Here is a 22,026-nt window from a genome sequence, read left to right as displayed (position 1 = left end):
CCTGAGATTTGGTGTACAGTCGGCGCCACCGAACCTCCGGCCGAGCGGCGCAACCCGCGGCCGCCCGCAGACCGTCCCCTTGGAGGCGCCCCGTGACGGCACGCGTATTCCACACCTCCGACTGGCACCTGGGCCGCCAGATCGGCCGCTACCGACGCGACGCCGAAGTCGACGCCGTCCTGGACGAAATCATCGACATCGCCGACGAGTTCGCTCCCGACCTGATCGTGCACAGCGGCGACCTGTTCGACAGCTCCCGCCCCGGCCTGGACGACATACGCCGCGCAGCACAGGCACTGCGCCGCCTCGGCGCGATCGCGCCCGTGGTTGTCGTCGCCGGCAACCACGACACCACTCACGTTCTGGCATTCGTGGAGTTCGTCCTCAACGACATGGGCAGCCGCGAACACGACCAGGCCCGGGTCCGCTTCGCCACCGACGCCCGCCCCGACCGGCTGCTCGTCGCCGACTACCCCGCCAACGACGGGGACCTGACGCTGCGCATCGGCGCACTGCCCTACCTGCACCCCAACCGGTTCACCTACGACTTCGCCGATCCCGCCCTGACGACCGCGACCTACGCCCAGCGGATGCGCACCGTCCAGGCAGACGCCTACCGCCGCCTGACCGCGGGCAGCGGCGCCCGGGACGTTCTGGTCTTCGCCGCCCATCTGTTCATCGAAGGAGCCGCCCCCTCCTACTCGGAGAGGAAAATCTCCATCGCCGACGACTACGCCGCCGCAGCCACCGACATGCCCGGCGTCGCCTACGGAGCCCTCGGCCACATCCACAAGCCACAGCGCGTCGCCCGCGCCGGATTCCCGGCCTACTACGCCGGCAGCCCGCTGCAGATGGACTTCGGGGAGAGGGGCGACACCAAGAGCGTCGTGCTGGCCGAGATCGGCCCGGGCAGGGAGCCCCTCATCGAGACCGTGCCGCTGACCTCCGGCCGCCGGCTCATCCGCCTGGAAGGCACTCTGGAAGAGATCGCGCAGCGCGCCGGCCGGGTCGGAGACGCATGGGTGAAAGCAGTGGTGAACGTCGAAGCCTTCAACCCGTCCCTGTCCAACACCCTCACCACGATGCTGCCGCACGCGACGATCGTCGACGTCGAAGAACGCCGCGCCGATGCAGCCCACCGCGTGCTGGACCGGGAGACCTCCACCAGGGAACTGCCGGGCATCGAAGACCTGCTGCGTGAATATCTGCCCGGCCGCGGCACCACCGGGCCGGCCCTGGACCGTGTCATGGCCGCCTTCGCCCAGCTGCAGGCCGAACCCGACCCCGACGATCCCGCACCGTGCTGCGAGGAGACCCTGCTGACCGCCGCCATCGCAGGCCGCCCCCTCGACAGCATCGACCGCTCCGGCCTGCTGACCGGCACCGACACCAACACAGCGGAGGCGGCACGATGAAACCGCTGGTACTCGCTCTCACCGGATTCCGCAGCTACCCCAGCCTGGCCCGGATCGATTTCACCGGCAAAAGCCTGGTCGCAGCCCTCGGCGACACCGGCGCCGGCAAAAGCAGCCTGCTCGACGCCGTCGTCTTCGCCCTGTTCCGCAAAAGCACCTGGGATGCCAGAGAACCCCGGCACCTCATCGCCGATGGTGCACAGGCCATGAGCGTCGAGTTCACCCTCCTGCACGACGGACAACGCTGGCACGTACACCGGACCATGCACGCCACCAACCCGAACGCGGCCCGGCATCACCTGAGAAACCTGGACACCGGCGAGGAGACCGACGGCGCCACCGCCGTCGACAACCGCATCAAAGCGGTCCTGCAGATGGGCTACGAGACCTTCCTGCGCGTCGGACTGCTCCCACAAGGCAAGTTCGACCAACTCCTCACCGCCACACCCAAGGAACGCAGCCCACGGCTGCGGGAACTGTTCGGCGCCGAGTCACTGGAACTGGTCCAGCAGATGGCCGCCCGCCACAGCCAGACCCTCCAGGCACTGCTGAGCGACGCGAGAGCCAAACGCGCCCCCATGCCCGACAACCCCGAGCAGACCGCCACGGAAGCCGGCGCAGCCGCCGACGCGGCCACCGCCCACGCCGAACGGCTGAAGACCGCCATCGAGCGCATCACCGCACTGCGGAGCGAGGTCTTGGCAGCCCGGGCCACCGCGGCGTCGGCCACCAGCACCGCCGAAACACTGTCAACGTGCGCAGTGCCCGACGCCGGAGCCGTCCTCAACGCACTCGAGCCCGTCGCCACCGACATCGCCGCACGCCACGACGCCCTGGACCAGCGCGCCGTACACGCCGCAACCCGTGAACTCGAACTGACCGCAGCGATCACCGCGGCAGACGCGGCAGGAGAAGGCCAGGACGCGCTCGCCCAAGCCGCCATGATCCTGAAGACCCTCGCGGCAGACGCCGAGGAACACCGCAGTGAGCGTGACCGGCTCGCCATACTCGCCGAACAACTCGCCGACGAACGCGACGCCATCACCGAAGCCGAGGCAGAACTGGACGAGGACGCCGAACAAGCAAAACCGCTGGCCGAGCAGGCCAGTGCCGCCGCAAAGACGAGCAACCAGATCCGCACGTGTGCCACCACCGTCCGCACCGCGCTGGCCACAGCCCTCACGGCGGCCCGCCGCGTCGCCGGCACCGCGAGCGCACACGCCGCCGCAGTGGACCGGCGCACATCCGCCCGTGGCGATCTCGGCCCAGTGGAGGCGAAAGCAGAGGCAGCACGCAAAGCTGTCAAGGAAGCCGACACTCATCTGGAGGCGCTGCGACAACGTAACACGGCTGCTGCGCTCGCCGCCGAACTGCGCCCCGGTGACGACTGTCTCGTATGCCACCAGCAGGTCCCGGACAACTTCGCACCCCCGACGGATACTCATACGGCCGAGCTGGCCGCGGCGACGGACCGGCTGAGCCGGGCAAAAACCGCACGTGACACGGCCGTCGAACGGCTCGCTAAAGCCCGCGCCGATATGACCGCCGCCGAAGAGGCGGTCCTTGCACGCGAGAGAGAGCACCACAGCGCACAGCAGACAGCACAGGAGACCAGTGCAGACGCGGTGCGCGCCTTCGCAGACCTCGCTGCTCTGGCCGCCGAAACCGACGCACGCTTCGACGCGGAAGCAGCATCACTCGCACTGACCGCTGCCACCGCAGCCCTGGCTGCCCCGACCGCTGATGGCCCTGCACCACTCGAGCAGAACACAGCACCGATCGCCGACGCGATCGCCGCATGCGAGCAGGCAGCCGTCAGGCACACCGAGCAACTGCAGGCCGAAGGGCATCGCCGCATCGCCGAGGTCAAAGCCGGCCGCAATGCGCTGGCCGAGCGCACGCGAGCCCATCAACGCCACACCGACGACACCGCGAAGGCCTCCGCGCTTCACACCCGTGCCGTGGCCAGGACCACCACCCAGGTCGGCACGCTTCCCTCCCGCATCCAAGCGATGCTGCCGCACGACGCGATCGACATCCTCGCCGATGAGGCAGCCGCTGCCGCCGCCGCTGTCACCACCCGGCAGGCAGAAGTCCAAGAGCTGTTCGACCAGAGGGAAGAGGCAAGGGCGGAGAAAGCCGAGGTACTTGGCGAACAGCGTGCCCTCGACAAGGACACTCAGGTCCGGCTGGAGCACCCGCTGAACCAACTGCGCGGCCGACTGGACGTGTGGGCGCAGGCCGTCACTCAGGCCCTCACGCATCTCGATGCCTCCGACCAGCACCAGGCGCCGAAGGCCCCGGCCCAGTCAGAGATCGCCGAAGTCCGCACGTATGCCTCCGAACTGTCGACGACCACCTCAACGCTGGGCGACAAGCTCACCCAGCGTGCCGTCGCCGCCGCAGACCACGCAGCCACTGCCCAGAACAGCCTCAGCGAGTGCGCCGCCGCACTTACCGATGTCGACGGCTTCGATACCCACGCCGATCTGACAACACCCGAAGCGCTCCACCCCCTCGTTGCCGCAGTCGGACAGGCAACCAAAGAAGCCAAAGACCAGCGCCAGAAACAGCAGGAAGCGCAAGACCTGATCAAGCCGGCCGCTGACCTGGACTTCGCCATCACCGCTGGCAAGGCCCGCTGTGAAGCCCTGGAAGTCCTGCGCCGCGAACTGGTCGACGCCAAGTTCTTGAACCACCTCACCATGTTGCGTACCCAGGCACTGCTCGGTGTCGCCAGCGACCTGCTCGGCCAAATGTCCGACGGGCGCTTCGGCTTCGCCGACAGCTTCGACATCGTTAGCCGCAACTCCGGCGTCGCCCACCCCCCGAACCGGCTGTCCGGAGGAGAGAAGTTCCAAGCGTCACTCGCCTTGGCCCTGGCGCTCGCCGAACTGCACTCCCGCAGCGGCCCGGCCCTCGGCTCCCTGTTCCTCGATGAAGGCTTCGCCGCCCTCGACACCACCGCACTGGACTCCGCCCTCGAGGTACTGCGCTCCCAAGCCAACGGGAATCGCCTTGTCATGGTGATCAGCCACCTGCACGCTGTTGCCGAGGCCGTCGACGACGTGCTGCTGGTGGAGCGGACGCCTGCCGGATCGTCCGCCCGCTGGCTCACACCGGCCCAGCGCGACGAATTGGCACAGGCCGATCTGGTCAGCGGCCTACAAGTACTGGCGCGATAGCTGCGCCGGAACCTCTTCGACGAACACGTCGTCTCACACGGTCACACTGGCCCGCTGAAACGCACCTGTTCCGGGGGTTGTAGTGGATGTCGTGTAGGCGGGCAGAGCGCGTGCCGGCACCGCCGGCTGAACCGCGCACAGCTCGGCAAGCACACCCCCCGGTTGCGTTGAGGACGACCTTCGCATCGGCGCGCAGGCCGCCGTCGTCGTTCCGGGTGGGGGAGTGGCGACACGTCCACAGCCGCAGCACGCCGGCGGTCGGCAGGCCCTAGCGGACGCGGCCCGGTAGGTCAGCAATGCGCTCAGCTCCCCGGCCGGCGGCACGGTCCGCAGTGCCTCTGCTGCCACAGCTGTCCCCGATGCCACTTCCTGCTCCCTGTCTTGTCCGGGGCCTTGACCGGCTACAGCTCGAACTCGAGGTCGAGGAGGTCGGTGAGTTCCACTTCGAGGCCGTGGGCGCGGCGGCCGTTGTCGCGGAAGTAGACCTCGCCCAGGGCCTCGGCGGCGATCTGGCGGAGTTGGTCCTCGGTGAGACCGGCCTCCTGGGCCTGGAAGAGACGGGCAGCGTGGCCGGGCGGCAGCGCGAGGGTGAGGTGACGCACGCGGGCGTCGTCGGTGCTGCCGGGGGCGGCGGTGTAGCCGAACCGGGCCTGGACATCGATCATGACGCCGCCGGTGGTGGCCGCGACCTGCTTCGCCCTGGCCCTGACCTGTGGCTGCCAGCGTACGCGGACCTCACGCTCGAGGCGGTCGGCGAGCTCCGGCCGGGGCTTTTTGATCTGGTTCTTCACATACCGTTCGACGGTGCGCTGGCTGATGCCGAGAAGCTCGGCCACGCGCCGGGTACTGCGCTGGTGCTGCCGGACCAGGTACCGCATCTGCGCCCCGGCGGACTTCGGGATCGGGCGCGTGAACGCGCCCTGCACCGCCTTGTCGAGTTCCTCCCCGACCGTGACCATCGCCGTAACGCTCCTATTCTCCGGTGTCCTTGGCGGTGACCTCGCCGGTCTTGATGTAGCGGGCGAGGTTGGCGGTCTTGCCGTCGGCGCCGAGCTGTTCGAGTACGTCCGCGCCCCACAGCACGCTCTGGGTGCCCTCGTGCTTGACCATCCCCGGGGAGACACCGAGCCGGAAGCTGCCCGGCACGGTCTGGCCGTCGCCGTCGTAGGGCAGCACGTCCAGCGGGCTGGGGCCGTCGGCCGCGTACACGGCGCAGTCCGAGAGGACCGCGACCGGGTAACGGCCGGTGGCCGCGGCCAGGGTGAGCATCTTGCGGTGCATGTTGATCCGGGCCCGGGAGATGACGGTCGCGCGGATGTCCGGCCGCCACGTCGGGCGGGCGAGGGCGGGCCAGGCCTGCCCCGGCTTCCAGCCGCCGCCGCGGGCCTTCTCCTGCAGCTTGCCGATGCCGCCCTTGACGGTCATCTTGACGGCGTCCACCACGATCGCCAGCTCCGCATCACGCTGCTTGTAGCCGTCCATCGACTGCAGGAACTCGGCCGGGACCAGCTTCTCGCCCACGCCCAGATCCGCCATGGTGTCGACGTAGGCGTTGCGCAGCCGCTTGTACCAGCCGTCCAGGAACCGGCCGCTCTCCTCGCGCACCCAGGCCTCAAGCGGGGCGACGTCGTAGCCGAGTTCGACGGCGTACGCCACGGTGGGGGTGGCGTACCAGGCCGGCCCCTCGGGGCGTTCACCGGTCGGCGTGAACGGGCTGGGCAGCAACGCGGCGTCGAGCTCACGCCACTGCTTGCCGACCTTCACCCGGGACAGGTCGACATGGGAGAGGTCGACCAGCCAGGAACCGGGCACCGCCGCATCGAAGACCGGGCTGGTGACGTGCACGGGCGGCGACGCCAGGCCGACGACCGCGCCGTTGGCGGCCGCACCGAAGGCCAGGTTCACGTCGAGGCCGACCAGGTAGCGCTGCATGCACTCGGCATCGGTCAGATCCCGCGCCCAGTCGTAGGCCTCCTCGAACAGCCTCTCGCCGGGGCCGCGCACGTGGAACCGGGGCAGGTGGGCCAGGACGGGGTGGCCGTCGGTCGCCTCGCACGGCGCCGGGTCCATCGGCTTGGTGCCCAGCGAGCCGGGCCGGTGCTCGGAATGCCGATGGCCGTCGGCGTCCGGCTCGCTCGCGCGGGTCGGCGGGTTGAGCGCGGTCATCAGCTCCAGCCCCGTCACAGCGGTGGAACCGACCGGCGTCATCACCCGCATCGCGTACACGCCCAGCACCCGGGCGAGTTCCGCAGGCTCCAGGTGGGCGGCGTGGCCCCAGGCGCGGTCGTCGAGGGCGTGCCAGGACGGAATGCACAGCTGCACGCACCGTCGGCGGCCACCCTGGGCGGGGCGGTAGATCCGCGCCCACGGCCCCAGCCCCCGCTTGGTGAGCTGCCAGTCGGCGCGCTTGAGTTGTTTGATGACCTTGTGCTCCTCCGGGAGCCGTCCGGCGAGCCGCTCGGCCTCGGACAGTGCGGCGGGCAGGCCGTAGCGTTCGCAGGCCGCTTCGGTGAGCACCAGCAGAGGGTCGGCGTCCTTCCCGCAGCCGTGTAGCTTCTCGGTCCCGAGCTGCGCCTCGGCCAGCGCCCACTCCACCAGCGCGGGCAGTGACTTGGCGGGGACGTCCAGGATGAGGCCGCCGATGCCGTAGCCGGTCACCCGCCGGTCGGCGTCGGCGTCGAGGACGAGCAGCGGACCGTGGGCGTACGGGCCGCCGGGCGCGGGTGCGTGGGCCGGTGCGTGAGCGACTGCCAGGGAAGCGGACGGGGCGATGCCGGGCGTGGTCACGGCCGCAGCCTCCACAGCCCCGCCCGCGGCCCCGGTCCGCTCCGGGCCGCTGAACATCTGCGGTGCCGGGGTGTCCTCCTGCTGCGGGGCGGCGGTGCTCTCGTCGGCGGGGTAGAGCTGTGCGAGCTGCCGCAGCAGGCGCGCGTACGGCTCCCGCTGCGGCGGCCGCGGCTCGGTCCTGCCCGACTCCCAGCCGCTGACCGTCGCCCGCCGCACGTCCAGGGCCGCGGCCACCTCGTCCAGGGTGAGCGCGTGGGCCTGGCGTAGACGCTTGCGCTCCGCCGGGGGCGGCAGTGGGGACCGGGATGCGACCAGCGCGTCGACCGCATCGAACAACTCGGACATGTGACACCTCCGCCCCCATCCTAACTCGTGAATCGTGCTTATCGCGTACGGATACCGTACTTTTCACGTACGGATGGCGTGCGTAGGTGTAGAGTGCTCGATCGGAGGCTGTCCGCTTCGGCGGCCTCACCGCCTCCCCGGCCCGCCCGCTGCCCGGACGCCTCCCGCTTCGGATCGAGGAAGAGCTGTATGACTGTGGTCGAACTGCCGCGGCCCGGCCGTCCTGAGCGGACGCGGCTCTTTCCCAACCAGGCCGAGGCTGTCAAGCGGCTGGTACGGCACCTGCGGCGCCCAGGGAGCAGGGGACTGTTCGTGTCGGCGACGGGCACTGGCAAGACGCTGGTGTCGATCCGGGTGGCGGACGAACTCGGCGCGCGGCTGGTGCTGTTCGTGGTGCCCACCCTGGACCTGGCGGCCCAGACGGCGCTGGCCTGGCGCCGCGACGGTCATCTGGAGCACATGGTGATCGTCTCCTCCCTGGATGCGAGCGGCCGGGACGATCTGGTCGCGGCGCGCGTCATGTCGACCACCAACCCGCACGCGCTGGGCGGGCTGATGTCGGTAGTAGGGGAGGGGAAGGACCAGATCCCCGCACTCACGGTCATCTGCACCTACGACTCCCTGAACAAGATCGAGGAAACTCAGAGCACGGGGTACGCGGTGCCGCCGTTCGACCTGGCGGTCATGGACGAGGCGCACCGGATCGCCGGCCGCGCCGACAAGAAGTGGGCGATCGTCAACGACGCGAAGCGGATCCACGCGGACCGCCGCCTCTACATGACCGCCACCCCCCGCATCTTCGCCGCCCCGGAGCTGGCCGAATCCGCCGACACCGCCCGCCCGCGCCGCCGGCGCCGCACCGTGCCGGACGCGGAGGCGTTCGTCAACTCCATGGACAACGAGCAGGTGTACGGCAAGAAGGTCTTCGAGTACCCGCTCGTCCAGGCCGTCGAGGACGGCCGCGCGGCGGACTACCGCATCGTGGTGCCCACCCTCACCGACGCCGACCTGCGCCGCCGCCTCAACCTCCCCGCCCCCGGCACCACCCCTGGCGACGGCAACGGCGAGGAGCCGAACAGCGCGCTGCGCACCACCGCCCTCCACCTGGCCGTCCTGCGCGCGATGAGCGAACACCGCCTGCAGAAGGTCCTGGTCTACTTCAACCTCGTCTCCGACGCCCGCCGCTTCGCCCGGGAACTGCCCCACACCCTGCGCCTGCTGGCCAGGACCGACCTCCAACTGTGCCCCGACATCACCCCCAAGCTGTTCTTCGCCCACGGTGAGCACACCCCCGCCCAGCGCGCCGACATCTTCGCGGCCTTCGCCGCCGCCGACTGCGCGATCCTGGCCAACTCCCGCCTGATCGCTGAAGGTGTCGACATCCCCAGCGTGGATGCCATCGTCTTCGCCGACCCCACCCGCAGCGTGATCCGCTGCGTCCAGGCCCTCGGCCGCGCCCTGCGCCTGGACGTATCCGGCAAGACCGCTTCACTGATCGTCCCCGTCTACGTCCCGCCCGGCGCCGACGGCGAGAACATCCTCGGCACCGCCTATGAACCGGTGTGGGCGATCGCCTGCGCGCTGGCCAGCCATGACCACCGCATCCTCGAGCGCCTCCCGGACAAGGCCAATCGGCTGCCGAAGGAGACCAGCGACGTCATCAAGCGCCGCTGGCACTTCGACTTCACCGTTCACCCCGAACACATCGCGCGTGCCATGGACTTGGCATCCTTCGATCCCCGCGACCCGGCCGTCTCCCGCTCCCGCCGCCTGGGGCTCGCGGCCGCCCAGTCCTACCGTGACGAATACGGTCACCTCGACGTCCCCGCCGACTACACGGACCCCGCTGGCTATGCGCTGGGCACCTTCATCACCACTATGCGCGACGCGGCGAAGGCTGGCCGCCTCGAGGCGGACTGGATCGCCGAACTCGACGCGCTGGGCATGATCTGGGACAAGCACGAGGCTGCCTGGCGCGCCCGCCTGGCTGCGGCCGCCGACTACCTGCACACCCACGGCCACCTCGCCGCCCCTGCCACCACCACCGTCGGGGCGTGGCTCGCCGAACAGCGCCACGGTGCAGCCCACGGCCAGCTCCCTCAGCCCCGCGCCGACGCGCTGGCCGCCCTCGCCGCCGACTGGCGCCTGCCCCATGGCGCGGACTGGCACCGCAAATACCACCTGTTGCGCGCCCACCTCGCCGACGGCGCCGACCCCGCCGCACTCACCCGCGACACCCTCCTGGCCGGGGTGAAGATCGGCTCCTGGCTGCACCGCCAGCTCACCACCTGGCAGACCCTGGATCTTGGTCAGCAGCAGCTGATGGCCGCTCTCGGCCTGACCCCCGAAAGCAACCCCCTCACCCCCGCGCGCCGCCCTCGTCGCACGTTCGAACAGACCGTCCAGTTCCTGGAACTCTTCCTCCACCGCGAAGGCCGCGCCCCCGCCGCCCGCGAGACCATCCGCGTCGACGGTGAGACGGTCAGGATCGGCGCCTGGCTCGCCAAAGCCCGCACCAAGCACCGTGCCGAAAAACTCCCCACTGAGCACGTCGACCTGGTTGCCGCGCTGTTCGACGGTGACTGGACCGCCGAAGACGCTGCCCCCGCTGTCCTGGGCTAGAGCCGCCGGAACACCTGTGAGGCCGCGTCTGGGAGCCCCTGGCGTACGGGTTCTGACGCCAGGGTTAGGGGCATGGGGCTGGCGCGGTCACTCCTGCGGAGTGTCTGCACGGGCGTCATACGGCCCGTGTCACGGCGGCGTGCAACTCGCGTACGCCGCTGGTGCGCGGGTGCCGCTCGGCGAGCTCGGTGACGATGCGGCGGATCGCGGGCCGGTCGCGGACCTCGCCGGGGCTGGCCCGGTAGGCGTCCAGCAGGGCGCCGGCGGTCTGCTCGGGGCGCTGCCAGGCCCACCAGGCGCGCGCCATATCGGTGCCCAGGCGGGCCTTGCGCTCAGCGGTCGGGAACTGCTCCGGCCGCAGGTTCTTCCCGGCATCGAGTGCGGCACCGGCGTCGCCGAGCGCCCAGTGCACGCCGACCGCGTACAGGTCGACGGCGGCCGGGCTGATGGCAAACAGCCGGCCGGGTGGGGCGGCCTGGGGCAGGCGGCGGGCGGCGCGGCGGGCCTCCTCGGTCATCGCCAGGGCCTCGGTGCGCTGCCCAGCCCGGGCGGCGGTGTAGGCCAGGGTGCACAGCATCTGTGCGTAGGCAGCGGCCGTGGCGTCGGTGCGCAGCCCGCTCGTCTCGAGGTCGTCGGTCACCGAGGACATCAGGCGTTGAGCGGCGCCGTGCTGGTCCTGGTGGCGCAGCACGATGGCCAGTTCCCGTGCCGCGGCCGCAGCTGCGAGCGGGGAGCCGGAGATCTCGGCCCAGGTACGGGCACGGTCCGCGGTGAGCCGGGCGCGGTCGTAGGAGCCGAGCTTGATGAGCACAGCGGAGGCGAGGCTGTATACGGCGGACAGCCGGGCCTGGTCGAGACTGTGGCGGGAGACGGCGCCGTGATGCGCGTCGGCGATGAGGCCGGGCAGTGCGGCCAGGAGCCGTGCGTGCGCGCCTTGGTCGTACAGGGCGCGGGCGCCCGTCAGACGGCTGTCCAGCGGCCCGGCACCGGATGGGGCGGGGGTGCCGGCCAGGGCGTCGTCCAGGCCCATCAGCAGGGCGGCGGGGCCTGCGGCCGCCGTGGCGGCGAGCAGCGTACGGCGGCGCATGGGGTCCTCCTCGGCGTCACGCTGACTGGCCGTCACTCTAGTGGCCGCCGTTGCCGTAGCGGGCGGTGGCGCGAGCGATGTCATGAGGATGTGTCCGGGCACGCCGACTTCCCGAGCGGCACGGTGCACCAAGGCCAGGTCAGCGATCCGGGTCCGGCGCTCCAGACGGGAGACGGTCGCGGGCGAGCAGCCGATCCGGTCCGCGAGCACGGTCAGCGTCCAGGCGTGGCGCTGGCGTCCGATCCGGATGAGCGCGCCGGGGCGCCGCTGCGCGGCTAACTGCAGTGCTGTCGTGCTGTTCCAGAGCGGGTCAACGGGCACGCGTCCCTCCCACACCGCACAGACAGGGGGCCCTCCACGCTACGGGCGCCGGCCCGGCACGTCGAGGACGCTTGCACGACATGCAAACGCCTTGCACAGAACGAGAGTTGATCACCACGCAGCCGCTCGGCGCGGTGTGCTGGGCGCCACCGCCCCGCGCCGCGGGGCACCGTCCATCGAAAGGCACACCATGGCAACCACCGCCGCTGTTGCATCCCCTCCGGCCGCCGACCCGACGACCGGCCCGGTCCGCTGCGCACGCGACGTCGTGCCGACCGACCTGTGGGACAAGCAGGTCGGGCTCCTCATGCGGGACTACCCCTACGACTCGGTCATGGCCGCCCGGGTCCTCGGCCAGAGCTACGCCTACCTGCTGACCGCGATGAACCACCGGGGCGAGGGGCTGGGGCTGGCGCCCAGCAAACTCGTCGACATCGGCGTCCACACGGTCATCCTGGACACCGTCGCCTACGCCGAGTTGTGCGAGAAGTTCAACGACGGACAGTTCCTGCACCACGTGCCGAAGGTGGAGATGAAGAACGACGGCTCCGTGGTGAAGACGGCCCACATCGTCGCCGCCGACGGCTGGGAGGTCGACCTGCCGCTGTGGACGGACGCCGCCGACTGCGGCCCGTGCCACCCCGGCAACGACTCGCACTGACCGCCCCGCAACGGCGAGCTCCTCGGACCCCGGCCGCACGGCCGGGGTCCGAGGGCAAGCCCGGGTGACATTTCGGCGAACCGGCCCGGCGGCCCGGTCGCGGCCGCCAGGATGGGCCGGGTGACCACCAGCACCGCAGACCTCTGGCACCACTACGGCCGCGCCCGCGCCACCAGTGACCGCGCCGTTCCCGGCACCTTCTACTGGAGTTGGGGCCAGGACGCCGGGCCCGGCCCCGAGGTCCTTGGTGATCTGACCGGCCGCTGTGTGGGCGACCTTGGTGCCGGCGCAGCCCGGCATGCAGCACACCTGGCGGTCCATCACCAGCCTGCCCAGGTCACCGCCATCGACGCCTCGCCCGCCCAACACGCTATGGCAACGGACCTCTACGCCCACCTCGCGCCACGTCTGCGCATCGTGCAGTCCGACGCGGTGCCCCACCTGCAGGCGATGCCCGGCGCGTACGACGTGCTGTATAGCGTCTTCGGCGCCCTGGACTTCACCGACCCACGCGAGGTACTGCTGGCGGCTGCCGCCGCGCTCAAGCCGGGCGGGCGACTGGTGTTCGCAACCCTCGCCCACTACCTGAACGGGGCGCCCGCCCAGCCCGATGCCGTGGCCGCCGACATCCCGGCAAAGACACCGGACGGCGAAGCCACCACGATGCGCCGCTGGGTCCTCCAAGAGCACGTGTGGACCAAGCTGCTCGACGCGGCCGGATTCACCAACATCACAGTCGACGTGCTGCCTTCCGCCACCGGCGGGCCACGCACCGCCGACACACTGCTGGTGAGCGCGCACCACCCGTCCTAGAGCAGGGCCCCGCTCCGCCCCGGGACATGGAGCTGAACGAGGAGAACGGCTACCGCTTCCAGCAGCAGAGGGCTGAGCGCCGTGTTGCTGCGATGGCGGCGGGTCGGAGGCGGCTGGCCAGTTACCTCTGCGGCGACGTCACCCTCCTTGAGTCCTGGACGCGCGCAGATCGACGGTCCCAGTCGGCCATACAGCGCCGATCACCCATGGCTTCACCACGTCCGCCAGTTCCTCCGAGAACCGGTCACCGCTGCCGACTGCCAGGTGGGCGGCCCATTGCCGTACCGCACCTGCTGCCCAGTCCGCAATCTGGAGCTGGGGGTGGGATGTGCTGTCCGCGAAGTCGATCTGCACGGCCGGGAGCGGATCGTTGAAGCGGCCGGGGCGGGCGGGGTCCGGGAGGAGATGCGCCATGCGCAGCAGCGTCGCGTTCCGGTCGATCACCTTTGAGGTGTCATGGACGAGACGGAACCGCCCGACAGATTCTCCGAAGCTGGTGCAGAGGCAGTACAGCGCCGGCACCGCCGGGTCGAGGATGTCGCGCTGTTCGCCGGTCGCGAGGTCGGCGGCGGTCGCATCGGCCACCCCCCGGCAGCATTCCAGCAGCTCGATCCATCCGGCAAAGTTCGCGTGCTCCGCCGGGATCGACGCCTTGTAGGCGGCTATGGCGGTGAAGAGGTCGTCGGTCGCCACCCGCTGACGCACCCAGTCGACGAAGGCCTGAAGCATTCGGTGAAAGGCCGCAGCGTCGCCGAGGACCGGGCCGGCCATGCGCAGCAACTCGGCCAGGGCCAGACCGGCCTGGTCCTCATACAGGTTGAGACCGTCCGCGTCGGCCAGCGGCTCGACCAGAACATCGACCAGCTTGGTGACCACCATGAACCGCTTGTCCATCAGATAACTGCGAACGCTTCCCTCGGGCATACTCCCAAAGGCCCGCTTCAAGGCCCTCCGGCCCGCCGACGACCGGGCGAGAGAACCGTACTTGGGCTCACCCTGGGTGGGAGGAAGTTGGGACCGGACCTCATCTACGATCGACGCGGCCATCTCATCGGGCAGATGCACCCCAGCCAGCGTGAACACCGGCTGATGAGGATCGAGAAGGTTCTGCCCAGAGTTCGAGGACTCGTCGGCGTAGACGACAGGGAGCAGGTCGGAGGGAGTATTCACCCTCGGAGCATGCCGGGCAGACGGGCGGACGGCCACCAGAATTTCCTTCCCAAGCCCGTTCCGCCATTGCCGGTGCCTCCTCGGACATCGACCAGAACTACGCCTGGCGTCAGGCGCAGCCCACGCGTGTGCGGCGGTGGACCAGGTGCATGCCGAGGACGAGCAGCAGTAGCCTGCCGATCTGCTCGAACCGTTCTTGGAGGGGGTCACGGAAAGAGGTGGGCCAGTTGCCCGGCCTCGGCGGCGAGGTCACCGCGCTCGGCAAGGTAGTCGGCCGTAGAGGCGCGTGCGTCCAGGGTGCGGCCCAGCGCGGCGCACAGAGCCTCGGCACGGGCTACAACCGCCTCGACGGTCATCGGTGCCTGCGCGGGCCCGACCGCGCCCCCCCGGCGCTCCTTCGCACCGCGGGTGGGCGAAGGGCTGCGGGCGTGCACGGAGTAGCCCGGCACGGCACCGCGCGCCCAGGTACGGCCAGGCGGCGGCCGCAAGGGGTGCCGCGCGCCACGGGGACCTCGGCCGGCAGCTGCCCGCAGTGCGCGGCGTGTGCGCGGGTGGTGAGTCGGTAGGAGTCGTGCCGGGCTCGATGCTGCCGCCGAGATGAGGCGGTCGACGATGGCCGCGCAGAGGTGGGGTCGGTGAAGGTCCTGGTCCAGCCCGCGAACGGCTCGTTGGAGGCGATGGAGACCTGTGGCACCGGGGTCCCCCGGCACGGAGGAGGAGCTGACCAACCCTCTCCGCCGCTCTGGCGCCCCGACAGCCGCCGCTGCCCTGCTCGCTGTCAACCTCGACCATGCGTTCCTCGCGCCTGCAAGGCGGCTTTCCGCCCGGTCGTCGGCGCCCGCAGCCGGGATGCGAGCGCCGCGCCGCCCGGGCGCGCCTCGCCGAGGTCGAGGCACGCGTCGTCGAGGCGACGGTCACGCACGCCCGGCACAAGCTGGGCCGGGTACAACGTGGTCGAGGCCCAGCTCGCGAGCGTTAGGCCCAGGGCGGGGTAGGCGCGGGGCGGCCCGCACTCACCCAGGCCGAGAAGGACCTCGCTGCCGTCCGGCAGCGAGGTCGGCCTGTGCGGAGGGCAGGGCACGGAGCCCGACGTCGTACGCCATCGCGCCTAGGGCGAGGACCACGAGCGGCCACACGAGGGGGGAGGCTGCCGGGATGGTGCCGTGGACCAGGGCCGCGCCGACGCTGCCGGTGCCGAGTGTGGCGGTGCAGGCCGGAACGTTGGGCAGGGCGATCCGCAGCACCACCTCCCGGCGCCGGGCCGGGCGGGCCGGGACGGGGTTGAGGGCGCTCATCGTCCGCTCACCATGCTCGTCTCGGCTTCCAGAGAGCGGCTGGTGATGCGCGCAGCGAGCCCTTTCACTTTCCGGCGGACCTTCTCGCCCTGGCGCTTCGGCTGCGCAGCACCAGCGGCCATGGCCGCTTCAGCCCAGGTGGTGACCCCGGGGGTGGCGAGGGCGAGTGTCACGGCTCGCTCGGCAGGGGAGAGGGACTCCAGGATCTCGGTCAGGCGCGGGTCATCGAAGCCGGCTTCGACTCCGGTGTCGGCGGCGGTCTGTGCGGGGACCAGGTCGTACAGGGTCAGCCCGTCGCCGAGCGGGGTGTCGAGCAGCAGCAGCCGCGCCTGGCCGGTCTTGCGGCGCCAGACCGGGGTGAGCTGCCGGTTGATGACCTTGGCCTCTGACTTCAGCTTCTTCAGGGCGTCAGGGGTGAGGTGACCTTGGTCGTAGAGAGGATCCGCCCAGTTGCCGAGCAAGGCGGTGGAGACCGGTTCATTCCATCCGCTCCACAGTCCCATCACCTCCGATCTGAAGGAGTGGATTGTGGATCCGTCGCCAGCGAGGGCCGCCTCGCGTGCGCTCAGCGCCTGGATCACATCGGGGACCGGGATGTTCAACGCCCGGAACCCGGACTCGATGGTCCGGTTGGCCGGGTGGCCGGCCTTGAGCACCGCCATGCCGGTGGTGGTGGTGATCATCATGGGAGGGGCGACACGGTCGAACGGCTCCGGCAGTCCGAACGTGCCGTCCAAGTCGAGAGCGACGCTTCCGTCCTCCCGGAGGGTCACGGTATCGCCGGTGTTCCCGCTCCAGTGGGCCGGGAACAAGGCCGTGACCGCCGCGCCGGTATGCGAGTCCCAGTTGAACTGGCTGATTCGCTCCGCCAAGTCGGTGTGGACAGAGCCGTCATCCTCGACCATGGTGTAACTGGGCGTAGGCGTCGGGTCTTCGGTGGCCATGAGCGTCTCCTTGTCGGGGAAAATCCTTCTCCTCTCGGTCCCGGCACCGGCCCGATCCGACAATGCACCTCGGATCCTTTTTGTGTCCTGCGTCACAGTGGCCCGGGTTGCTCGGAGCTCGCGGAGCCGGTCGACAGCCCTTGAAGCGTGGCCGCTCCCCGACGGCTGCGGTTGTCCCCGGCCTGGACGGGGACCGATTCCTGCGCACGTCCTGCGGCCGGTACAGCGGCCCGGGAGCTATGTACCCCGGGACCGCTGCACAGCACAGACCTCGATGACAGCTACGCCGTGTCCCGTACTGCACCGCCGGTGTCGGTGAACTGCGCCTGCTGGACGAGCCGGGAGACCAGTTCAGCAGGCGTCTGCGTGAGGTCGATGCGCGGGTGAGCGGATCCGTCCGCTGGGTTCAGCAACCGGGCCGTCCACCCCTCGGCGACGCGGACCCCCTCCAAGGAGATCCCCTCCGACAGCGGGAGCACGGTCAGCAGGCACCAGGACGTCCGCCGGGCCAGCCCGGCCGTGCGGTGGGCGTAGTGCTCGGCCAGCCGGTTGCCGACCGCGCCCGGGCCCTGGCGGCACACACTGCCCACGTACCGGCACCCGCGGCGGTTGTCCCACGCGACGTATACCGCGCAGCTCGCCGCCACCCGGCGGCGCACCACGGCCGGGCTGGCCCGGCACACCACCACCGGCGAGCCCCCGCGGCCCTCTGCGGTCGCGGGGACGTCGAGCACCGGGCCCATCAGCCGCAGGACCGGCCGCAGCGCCTGGCCGATCGCCGCCGGCACAGTCAGAGCCGTGCTCACTCGGCGTCCTCCTCGTCCCCGTCGACGTCCTCGTCGACCACGAAGATCGAGGGATCGGCCGGCCCGAACTTCGCGAGGATCCCCTCGAGCTGGCCCAGCTGCACCCGCAGCGCCTCGACGGCCTCGAAGGCGCCGAAGACCTGGTTGCCGCGCTTCTGGCTCATACGGGCCAGGGCCCGCCCGGCCTTGGCCGCGCCCTTGATGCCCTGCTCGAGAAGCCGGCGCTGGCGCGCGTCCTCGGCCTCCGGTTCCGCCGACGTGCCGTCCGTCTTGGCCTTGGCCTCCGCGCGGTTCTTGGCGATGGCGGCCAGGGCGTGGGCCGGGTCGGCCGCGTGGACGAGGTCCCACTCGTAGTCGAGGATCTCCTGCACACCGGACTTGTCCCGCATGGGCTCGCCATCGTGGACCACCACGCCCTCGACCTCGCGCTCCTGGGTGTGGAACAGCTTCGGCAGCACGGTCGGGTCGGCGGCGACGTGGGCGACGGCGATGGAGTGCAGCATCCGCAGCCCGCCGGAGGTCTTCGACAGCAGGTCCAGCAGTTTGACCGGCGTCGCCCGGAAGGGCGCCTTGCGGCTGTCGCGGTCGGTGCCCTCCTTCGATCCACGGTCCCGCGTGATGTACCCGTCGAGGATCGCGGCGGTCCCGCCCAGCACGATCAGCTCCGCCACGGCATCCTCCCCGCCGGCCAGGGCACGCTTGAGGATGTCGTCGAGCACCCCGAAGACGTCGTCGCCCTTGGTCAGCTCCCACGGCTGCTTCCACACCCCGTTGGTGATCGTGCCGCCGTTGCCGAAGGCCCGCAGCGGCTGCTCGATGCCCTCCTTGCTGCGGTAGGCCGACAGCGCCATGGGCGCCAGCCGCTCGCTGATCGGCTGCCGACGGGCTTGGACCATCCCGAATTCCTGCTTGATCAGCCGGTTCATGGCGTCCGCGCGCGGTCCGGCGAGCACCGCGTGCTGGTGGACGGCAGCCGACCACAGCCGGTGCGCCGGCACCCCGAGCAGCTCGTGCATGGCCTGCGTACCCACCGTGCCCGACAGCACCCGGTGCACGTCCGGGGTGATCAGGCCCTCGCGCAGGGCGTGCCGGTAGACCCGCTGCATGCCCTGCGTGTTCTGCGCCCCCGGCGTCCAGGCGGTGACGCGGACGTGCAGGGTGGCCAGCAGGTCGTCCCGCGCCGCCACCAGATCCGCCAGCGGCCCACCCCCGTCCGCCTGCGCGCCGACCACGACGGTGGCGGGGAAGGCCAGCGTGTGGCCCTCGCGCCGGGTCGCCTCGGTCAGCGTGGGCGCCGCCAGGTTCTTACGGGTCCGCGCCGTCAGCTCGCCCACCCGCCGCCGCGTGGCCGCCTGCTCCGCGCGGCTGCGCCCGCCGGACCGCTCGGTGGAACCGATGACGGAGGCGGTGCAGGCCGAGATCGCCTCCTCGATGTCGCCACCGGTGCGCGCCAGCCACATGCTCACCATCCGGCTGTTGCCGTCGCCCGCGACCAGGAAGGTGTCCTCGGTGTTGTCGTCGTACACGATGCGCATCACGAACAGCGTCAGCGGCTCCTTCACGCCCTGCTGGAGCACACTCGAGGTGTAGACGTTCTCGCCCTTCTGGGCCTTGTACGTCTTGCGCATGCTCTCGGCGACCGCCTTGGCCAGCGCCTTGCGGTCCGGCATGCGCACCGTGAAGACCGCGAGCGGCTTGCCGGTCTTCGGATCGACCACGGTCTCGTACGCCGGCACCACCGACGAGGACGGCGCCACGTCCATGGCCGTGTGCAACTGGTCCGCCCACCGCTGGTTGACGAAGTCCGGCAGGACGTCGAGGTCGAGGTAGCGGTAGTGCGGCGGGGTCGCGTACAGCATCCCGCCGACGACCGGCTTGGCCGTCAGCAGGTTGATCGGCTCACGGGCCACGAGCGCCTGCAGCCGCTCCGGGTCCACCGCACCCGAGGTCACGGCGTTCGCCGCGGCCTCGTCCAGCGAGACCTCGGGGTTCGCGAGCAACTCCTTACGGGTGCCGCGGAGCTTGGTCACCAGCAGCGGGTCCGCGACCGGCTCGGGGCGGCGCAGCAGGGGCGGCAGGCCCTCGTCGGGCTCCTGCCCGTCCAGGCCGTCGAAGTCGTCGAACGAAGAAGTCACGATCTTGCCCTTCCTGGGCATCGCGCGCAGCAGGAAGTACCCGCGGGCAGGGCGTGAGCCACTGCCTCCACTGCGCGCCGTCCACAGGGAGCGGCGAGCGCCGTCACGCTCCACCAGCGGCTCATGTCTCCGCGATGTCCCGTGCCGACCGGCGTTCCACGGTCCTAGGCGAGCTGCTGGTCAGTCGGATCCCCAGGGGACCGAACTCCCGTCGACGACGGGTGCCAGCCGCTCTTCATGCCTCAGTTCGAACCCTGCGGCATGCAGTTCCATGTAGCCAGAGCGGTGCGCAGCCGACGACAACGAACTCCGCCGGCTCCACCCAAGCCTACGCCCATCTCCACCTAAAACAGACTGACTTCAAGATGACGGCTCTCAACCAGGTAAATCCCCTGGTCAGTTCGGCACAAGCCAAGCCCAACATCAGTTTTGGTCTACGCCACTTGCAGGGGTCGCCATCCGACAGAGCAGGCCCAGCGCGCTCTCGGCGAGCGTCCTGGTACACGCCACCGCCTGACTCTCACCCGGCTGCGGTCTGTTCGCGCAGGGTGCGTATCCACGTCTCGCCGAAGCCGGCGGCGCCTGTGTCGTCGCCGGGGATCCGGAAGATGTACGGGTCGGCTGCGAGCTGCTCCATGAGCGCCTCGTACAAGTTGTCGAAGGGCGGTTCGAGGCAGACCGCCAGGGACTCGGCGAACTGGCCGGGGGAGGGGCTGACGGTGATGAGGTGGTCCAGGAAGGGGAACATGCCCCATTCGTCGATCCGCTGCCGCAGCGCGGCCTGCGCCGGTGTGTCCGGCATGAGCAGCCCGTGCATCACATACAGTCCGTAGAACCAGCGCAAGCCGAGTAGCACGGTCCGCGCCCGCACGAGCTCCTCGTCACTGGCCCGCTTCACCGGACCCACCGCATCCGCTGCCGCTCCAACAGCCCCCAGTCCACCGGCGGTTCATCGCCGCGCTCGGCCGCCCCCAGCATCCGCGCCCAGTCCTCGACCGTCAGGCCGTACATGCCGAACGCGGCGAACGCCTCGGCCAGCGCGTCCGCCCCTACTTCTTCCACTCCCAGACCGATCGCCGCGACCACGTGCACCATGCTCCTGGAGTCCGGCCCTTCGACCTCCACCGGCACGTCTCGCCGGCTTCGAGTGCCGCGCGCACCAGAGCGGGGCTCGCCGCCCCGCGGCGCAGCGCCACGAGCCGGCCCGCGGTCGCATACAGCGCGTCCTGCCCTTCCTCACCCCTCCCGGCCGCGCTGCGAGCGAACTCCACCAGCCGGTGCGACACCGACCTCTCCAGCACCCAGACGAGAGCCTGACGCACGGCGCCGATGGAGGGCTCCGGCACCTCAACCGCCCCCGGCCGCACGCCCATTCCGGCCTCGGCGAACCACTCCAGCACAGCGAGCCGACGGTCTCGTCCCTGCCGAAGATGCCGCGCCAGCGCCGCAGCGCTCTCCACCACCACCGGATCGACCGCGTCCACCACCGACCCCTGCCCGCGCCCGAGCCCGCGGCGCTGGTGACGCGGCAGCAACCCCGCCCGCCGCCAGCTCTCCAACTGGCTGGCCGTCACCACTACCTCCCGCGCGGCAAGTTCGCGGATGACCCGCAGATCGGCCGGACTCGGCGCTCCTCGTGCCATGCCCACCATTACAACCCCGAGAAGCGCAATTTTCTGCGGATCTGCAGCTCTGGCTCACTGGTCCCAGCACCACAGCCCGTGCTGCCGCGCCCTGCCCGAACGGACACCCGCCATGCCGAAGAAGAACCGCACCTCCTCCACCACCCCGCACCAGAATCACGTGACGCCCGACCCCGTCTCGTGGCGGCGCCTCGTCTCCATAGCGCTCCTCACCGGAGCCGTCCGCCACATCGGTGCCCTCCTGGCCGACCTCGCAGTGACCTGGTGGCAGCACGACTGACACCCGCCCGAGCACGAAAGGAACTCAATGTCTGTGCAGCTGGCTCCAACTGACATCACCTCACCCACCCGGACACACCACACCCCGCCTCCGCAACCTTCAGCCCAAGGAGTCACACACCCTGAAACCGGATTCACCAGAATTTCTGGAACAAAGGAAACAGCCAGCTAAGGACCCCGGCCCACTCCGCCTCGTAGCCAGCCGCCCGCGCATGCGGGCCGGTCCGGGAGCGCAGCGGACGGACCCCCAGGCTCCTTCCCAGGAGCGCAGCGACGAAGGAGCCGCTGGCTCGGAGCGTTAGCGGAGAGCCAGAGAACACCAGCCCAAACTCCGGATATAGCAAAAGTTCTGACGGAAGGAAACAAGGCTCGGAGCGCAGCGCAGAGCCCAACTTCCCGCACCGCGGGGCGTCTTCACTTCGGTTCCCGCGCGCAGCGCGGGGTTTCACTCCAACTTCCGCGCGCAGCGCGGAAGTTCTCTTGGAGCCTGCGCAGCAGGCTCTTACCCGCTCCGCGGG

18 protein-coding genes are annotated in these 22,026 nt (G+C 70.6%); 6 read left to right on the top strand and 12 right to left on the bottom strand.

The features are described 5' to 3' along the window. The first annotated feature begins 92 nt into the window (after positions 1-92). Entirely contained in the window at positions 93-1,415 is a 1,323-nt protein-coding gene (locus tag ACFY2Z_RS29690; RefSeq protein WP_390747165.1) for an exonuclease SbcCD subunit D, read from the top strand. Then, entirely contained in the window at positions 1,412-4,600 is a 3,189-nt protein-coding gene (locus ACFY2Z_RS29685; RefSeq protein WP_390747164.1) for an AAA family ATPase, read from the top strand. The genes ACFY2Z_RS29690 and ACFY2Z_RS29685 overlap by 4 nt, the downstream gene beginning before the upstream one ends. A gap of 401 nt (positions 4,601-5,001) precedes the next feature. Here the strand turns inward: ACFY2Z_RS29685 and tpg are convergent, their stop codons facing one another. Together tpg and tap are read right to left on the bottom strand one after the other, a co-directional pair. Next, positions 5,002-5,559, bottom strand: a complete 558-nt coding sequence (gene tpg, locus ACFY2Z_RS29680) for a telomere-protecting terminal protein Tpg (protein WP_390747163.1) — start codon at positions 5,557-5,559, stop codon at positions 5,002-5,004. Between the two features lie 13 nt (positions 5,560-5,572). After that, on the bottom strand, positions 5,573-7,732 hold the full coding sequence (tap, locus tag ACFY2Z_RS29675; RefSeq protein ID WP_390747162.1) for a telomere-associated protein Tap: 2,160 nt from the start codon (positions 7,730-7,732) through the stop codon (positions 5,573-5,575). Positions 7,733-7,921: 189 nt separating this feature from the next. Here tap and ACFY2Z_RS29670 point away from each other — a divergent pair, with 189 nt between their 5' ends. Further along, entirely contained in the window at positions 7,922-10,354 is a 2,433-nt protein-coding gene (locus tag ACFY2Z_RS29670) for a Helicase associated domain protein (RefSeq protein ID WP_390747161.1), read from the top strand. Between the two features lie 115 nt (positions 10,355-10,469). Here the strand turns inward: ACFY2Z_RS29670 and ACFY2Z_RS29665 are convergent, their stop codons facing one another. Next, the gene (locus ACFY2Z_RS29665) at positions 10,470-11,762 is read right to left on the bottom strand and encodes a helix-turn-helix domain-containing protein (protein WP_390747160.1); all 1,293 of its coding nucleotides are present in this window, start codon (positions 11,760-11,762) and stop codon (positions 10,470-10,472) included. Positions 11,763-11,952: 190 nt separating this feature from the next. Between ACFY2Z_RS29665 and ACFY2Z_RS29660 the strand changes: the two genes are divergently transcribed. Continuing rightward, positions 11,953-12,423, top strand: a complete 471-nt coding sequence (locus ACFY2Z_RS29660) for a glycine-rich domain-containing protein (protein WP_390747159.1) — start codon at positions 11,953-11,955, stop codon at positions 12,421-12,423. Positions 12,424-12,534: 111 nt separating this feature from the next. Then, positions 12,535-13,236: a methyltransferase domain-containing protein gene (locus ACFY2Z_RS29655; protein ID WP_390747158.1), complete on the top strand. Its 702-nt coding sequence runs from the start codon at positions 12,535-12,537 to the stop codon at positions 13,234-13,236. Between the two features lie 138 nt (positions 13,237-13,374). On the opposite strand, the gene ACFY2Z_RS29650 is transcribed toward ACFY2Z_RS29655, so the two are convergent. From ACFY2Z_RS29650 to ACFY2Z_RS29610, 9 genes are all read right to left on the bottom strand, one after another. Next, positions 13,375-14,406, bottom strand: a complete 1,032-nt coding sequence (locus ACFY2Z_RS29650) for a DUF3800 domain-containing protein (RefSeq protein WP_390747157.1) — start codon at positions 14,404-14,406, stop codon at positions 13,375-13,377. 206 nt (positions 14,407-14,612) lie between these two features. Then, positions 14,613-14,855: a hypothetical protein gene (locus ACFY2Z_RS29645; RefSeq protein WP_390747156.1), complete on the bottom strand. Its 243-nt coding sequence runs from the start codon at positions 14,853-14,855 to the stop codon at positions 14,613-14,615. Between the two features lie 564 nt (positions 14,856-15,419). Continuing rightward, positions 15,420-15,701, bottom strand: coding sequence for a hypothetical protein (locus ACFY2Z_RS29640; RefSeq protein ID WP_390747155.1), 282 nt, complete (start codon positions 15,699-15,701; stop codon positions 15,420-15,422). Then, positions 15,698-16,645 carry a hypothetical protein gene (locus ACFY2Z_RS29635; RefSeq protein ID WP_390747154.1) on the bottom strand — a complete coding sequence of 316 codons (948 nt, stop codon included), beginning with the start codon at positions 16,643-16,645 and terminating at the stop codon, positions 15,698-15,700. The genes ACFY2Z_RS29640 and ACFY2Z_RS29635 overlap by 4 nt, the downstream gene beginning before the upstream one ends. Before the next feature lie 281 nt (positions 16,646-16,926). Further along, complete coding sequence (locus tag ACFY2Z_RS29630) at positions 16,927-17,451, bottom strand: hypothetical protein (RefSeq protein WP_141316184.1); 525 nt, start codon at positions 17,449-17,451, stop codon at positions 16,927-16,929. Continuing rightward, positions 17,448-19,586, bottom strand: a complete 2,139-nt coding sequence (locus ACFY2Z_RS29625) for a hypothetical protein (RefSeq protein WP_390747153.1) — start codon at positions 19,584-19,586, stop codon at positions 17,448-17,450. Before ACFY2Z_RS29625 ends, ACFY2Z_RS29630 begins: the two co-directional genes overlap by 4 nt. A 520-nt stretch (positions 19,587-20,106) precedes the next feature. Continuing rightward, on the bottom strand, positions 20,107-20,484 hold the full coding sequence (locus ACFY2Z_RS29620; protein ID WP_390747152.1) for a hypothetical protein: 378 nt from the start codon (positions 20,482-20,484) through the stop codon (positions 20,107-20,109). Further along, positions 20,481-20,648, bottom strand: coding sequence for a hypothetical protein (locus ACFY2Z_RS29615; protein WP_390747151.1), 168 nt, complete (start codon positions 20,646-20,648; stop codon positions 20,481-20,483). Before ACFY2Z_RS29615 ends, ACFY2Z_RS29620 begins: the two co-directional genes overlap by 4 nt. Then, a complete protein-coding gene (locus ACFY2Z_RS29610; protein WP_390747150.1) occupies positions 20,636-21,229 on the bottom strand; it encodes a hypothetical protein in 594 nt (197 codons plus the stop codon). The genes ACFY2Z_RS29615 and ACFY2Z_RS29610 overlap by 13 nt, the downstream gene beginning before the upstream one ends. 112 nt (positions 21,230-21,341) lie before the next feature. Here ACFY2Z_RS29610 and ACFY2Z_RS29605 point away from each other — a divergent pair, with 112 nt between their 5' ends. Next, entirely contained in the window at positions 21,342-21,509 is a 168-nt protein-coding gene (locus ACFY2Z_RS29605; protein ID WP_167529864.1) for a hypothetical protein, read from the top strand. The last annotated feature ends 517 nt before the right edge of the window (positions 21,510-22,026 follow it).

The sequence above is a fragment of the Streptomyces sp. NPDC001222 genome (assembly GCF_042896945.1).
Lineage (GTDB): Bacteria > Actinomycetota > Actinomycetes > Streptomycetales > Streptomycetaceae > Streptomyces > Streptomyces gibsoniae.
The sequence above is the reverse complement of the archived record's forward strand: the minus strand, read 5'-3'. Positions and strand labels throughout refer to the sequence as shown.

What these genes read in the sequence shown, in the direction of transcription:
- ACFY2Z_RS29685 (WP_390747164.1), top strand. Translation starts at nt 1,412, where the DNA reads ATGAAACCGCTGGTACTCGCTCTCACCGGATTCCGCAGCTACCCCAGC.
- tpg (WP_390747163.1), bottom strand. Translation starts at nt 5,559, where the DNA reads ATGGTCACGGTCGGGGAGGAACTCGACAAGGCGGTGCAGGGCGCGTTC.
- tap (WP_390747162.1), bottom strand. Translation starts at nt 7,732, where the DNA reads ATGTCCGAGTTGTTCGATGCGGTCGACGCGCTGGTCGCATCCCGGTCC.
- ACFY2Z_RS29670 (WP_390747161.1), top strand. Translation starts at nt 7,922, where the DNA reads ATGACTGTGGTCGAACTGCCGCGGCCCGGCCGTCCTGAGCGGACGCGG.
- ACFY2Z_RS29660 (WP_390747159.1), top strand. Translation starts at nt 11,953, where the DNA reads ATGGCAACCACCGCCGCTGTTGCATCCCCTCCGGCCGCCGACCCGACG.
- ACFY2Z_RS29655 (WP_390747158.1), top strand. Translation starts at nt 12,535, where the DNA reads ATGGGCCGGGTGACCACCAGCACCGCAGACCTCTGGCACCACTACGGC.
- ACFY2Z_RS29640 (WP_390747155.1), bottom strand. Translation starts at nt 15,701, where the DNA reads ATGAGCGCCCTCAACCCCGTCCCGGCCCGCCCGGCCCGGCGCCGGGAG.
- ACFY2Z_RS29635 (WP_390747154.1), bottom strand. Translation starts at nt 16,645, where the DNA reads ATGGCCACCGAAGACCCGACGCCTACGCCCAGTTACACCATGGTCGAG.
- ACFY2Z_RS29610 (WP_390747150.1), bottom strand. Translation starts at nt 21,229, where the DNA reads ATGGCACGAGGAGCGCCGAGTCCGGCCGATCTGCGGGTCATCCGCGAA.
- ACFY2Z_RS29605 (WP_167529864.1), top strand. Translation starts at nt 21,342, where the DNA reads ATGCCGAAGAAGAACCGCACCTCCTCCACCACCCCGCACCAGAATCAC.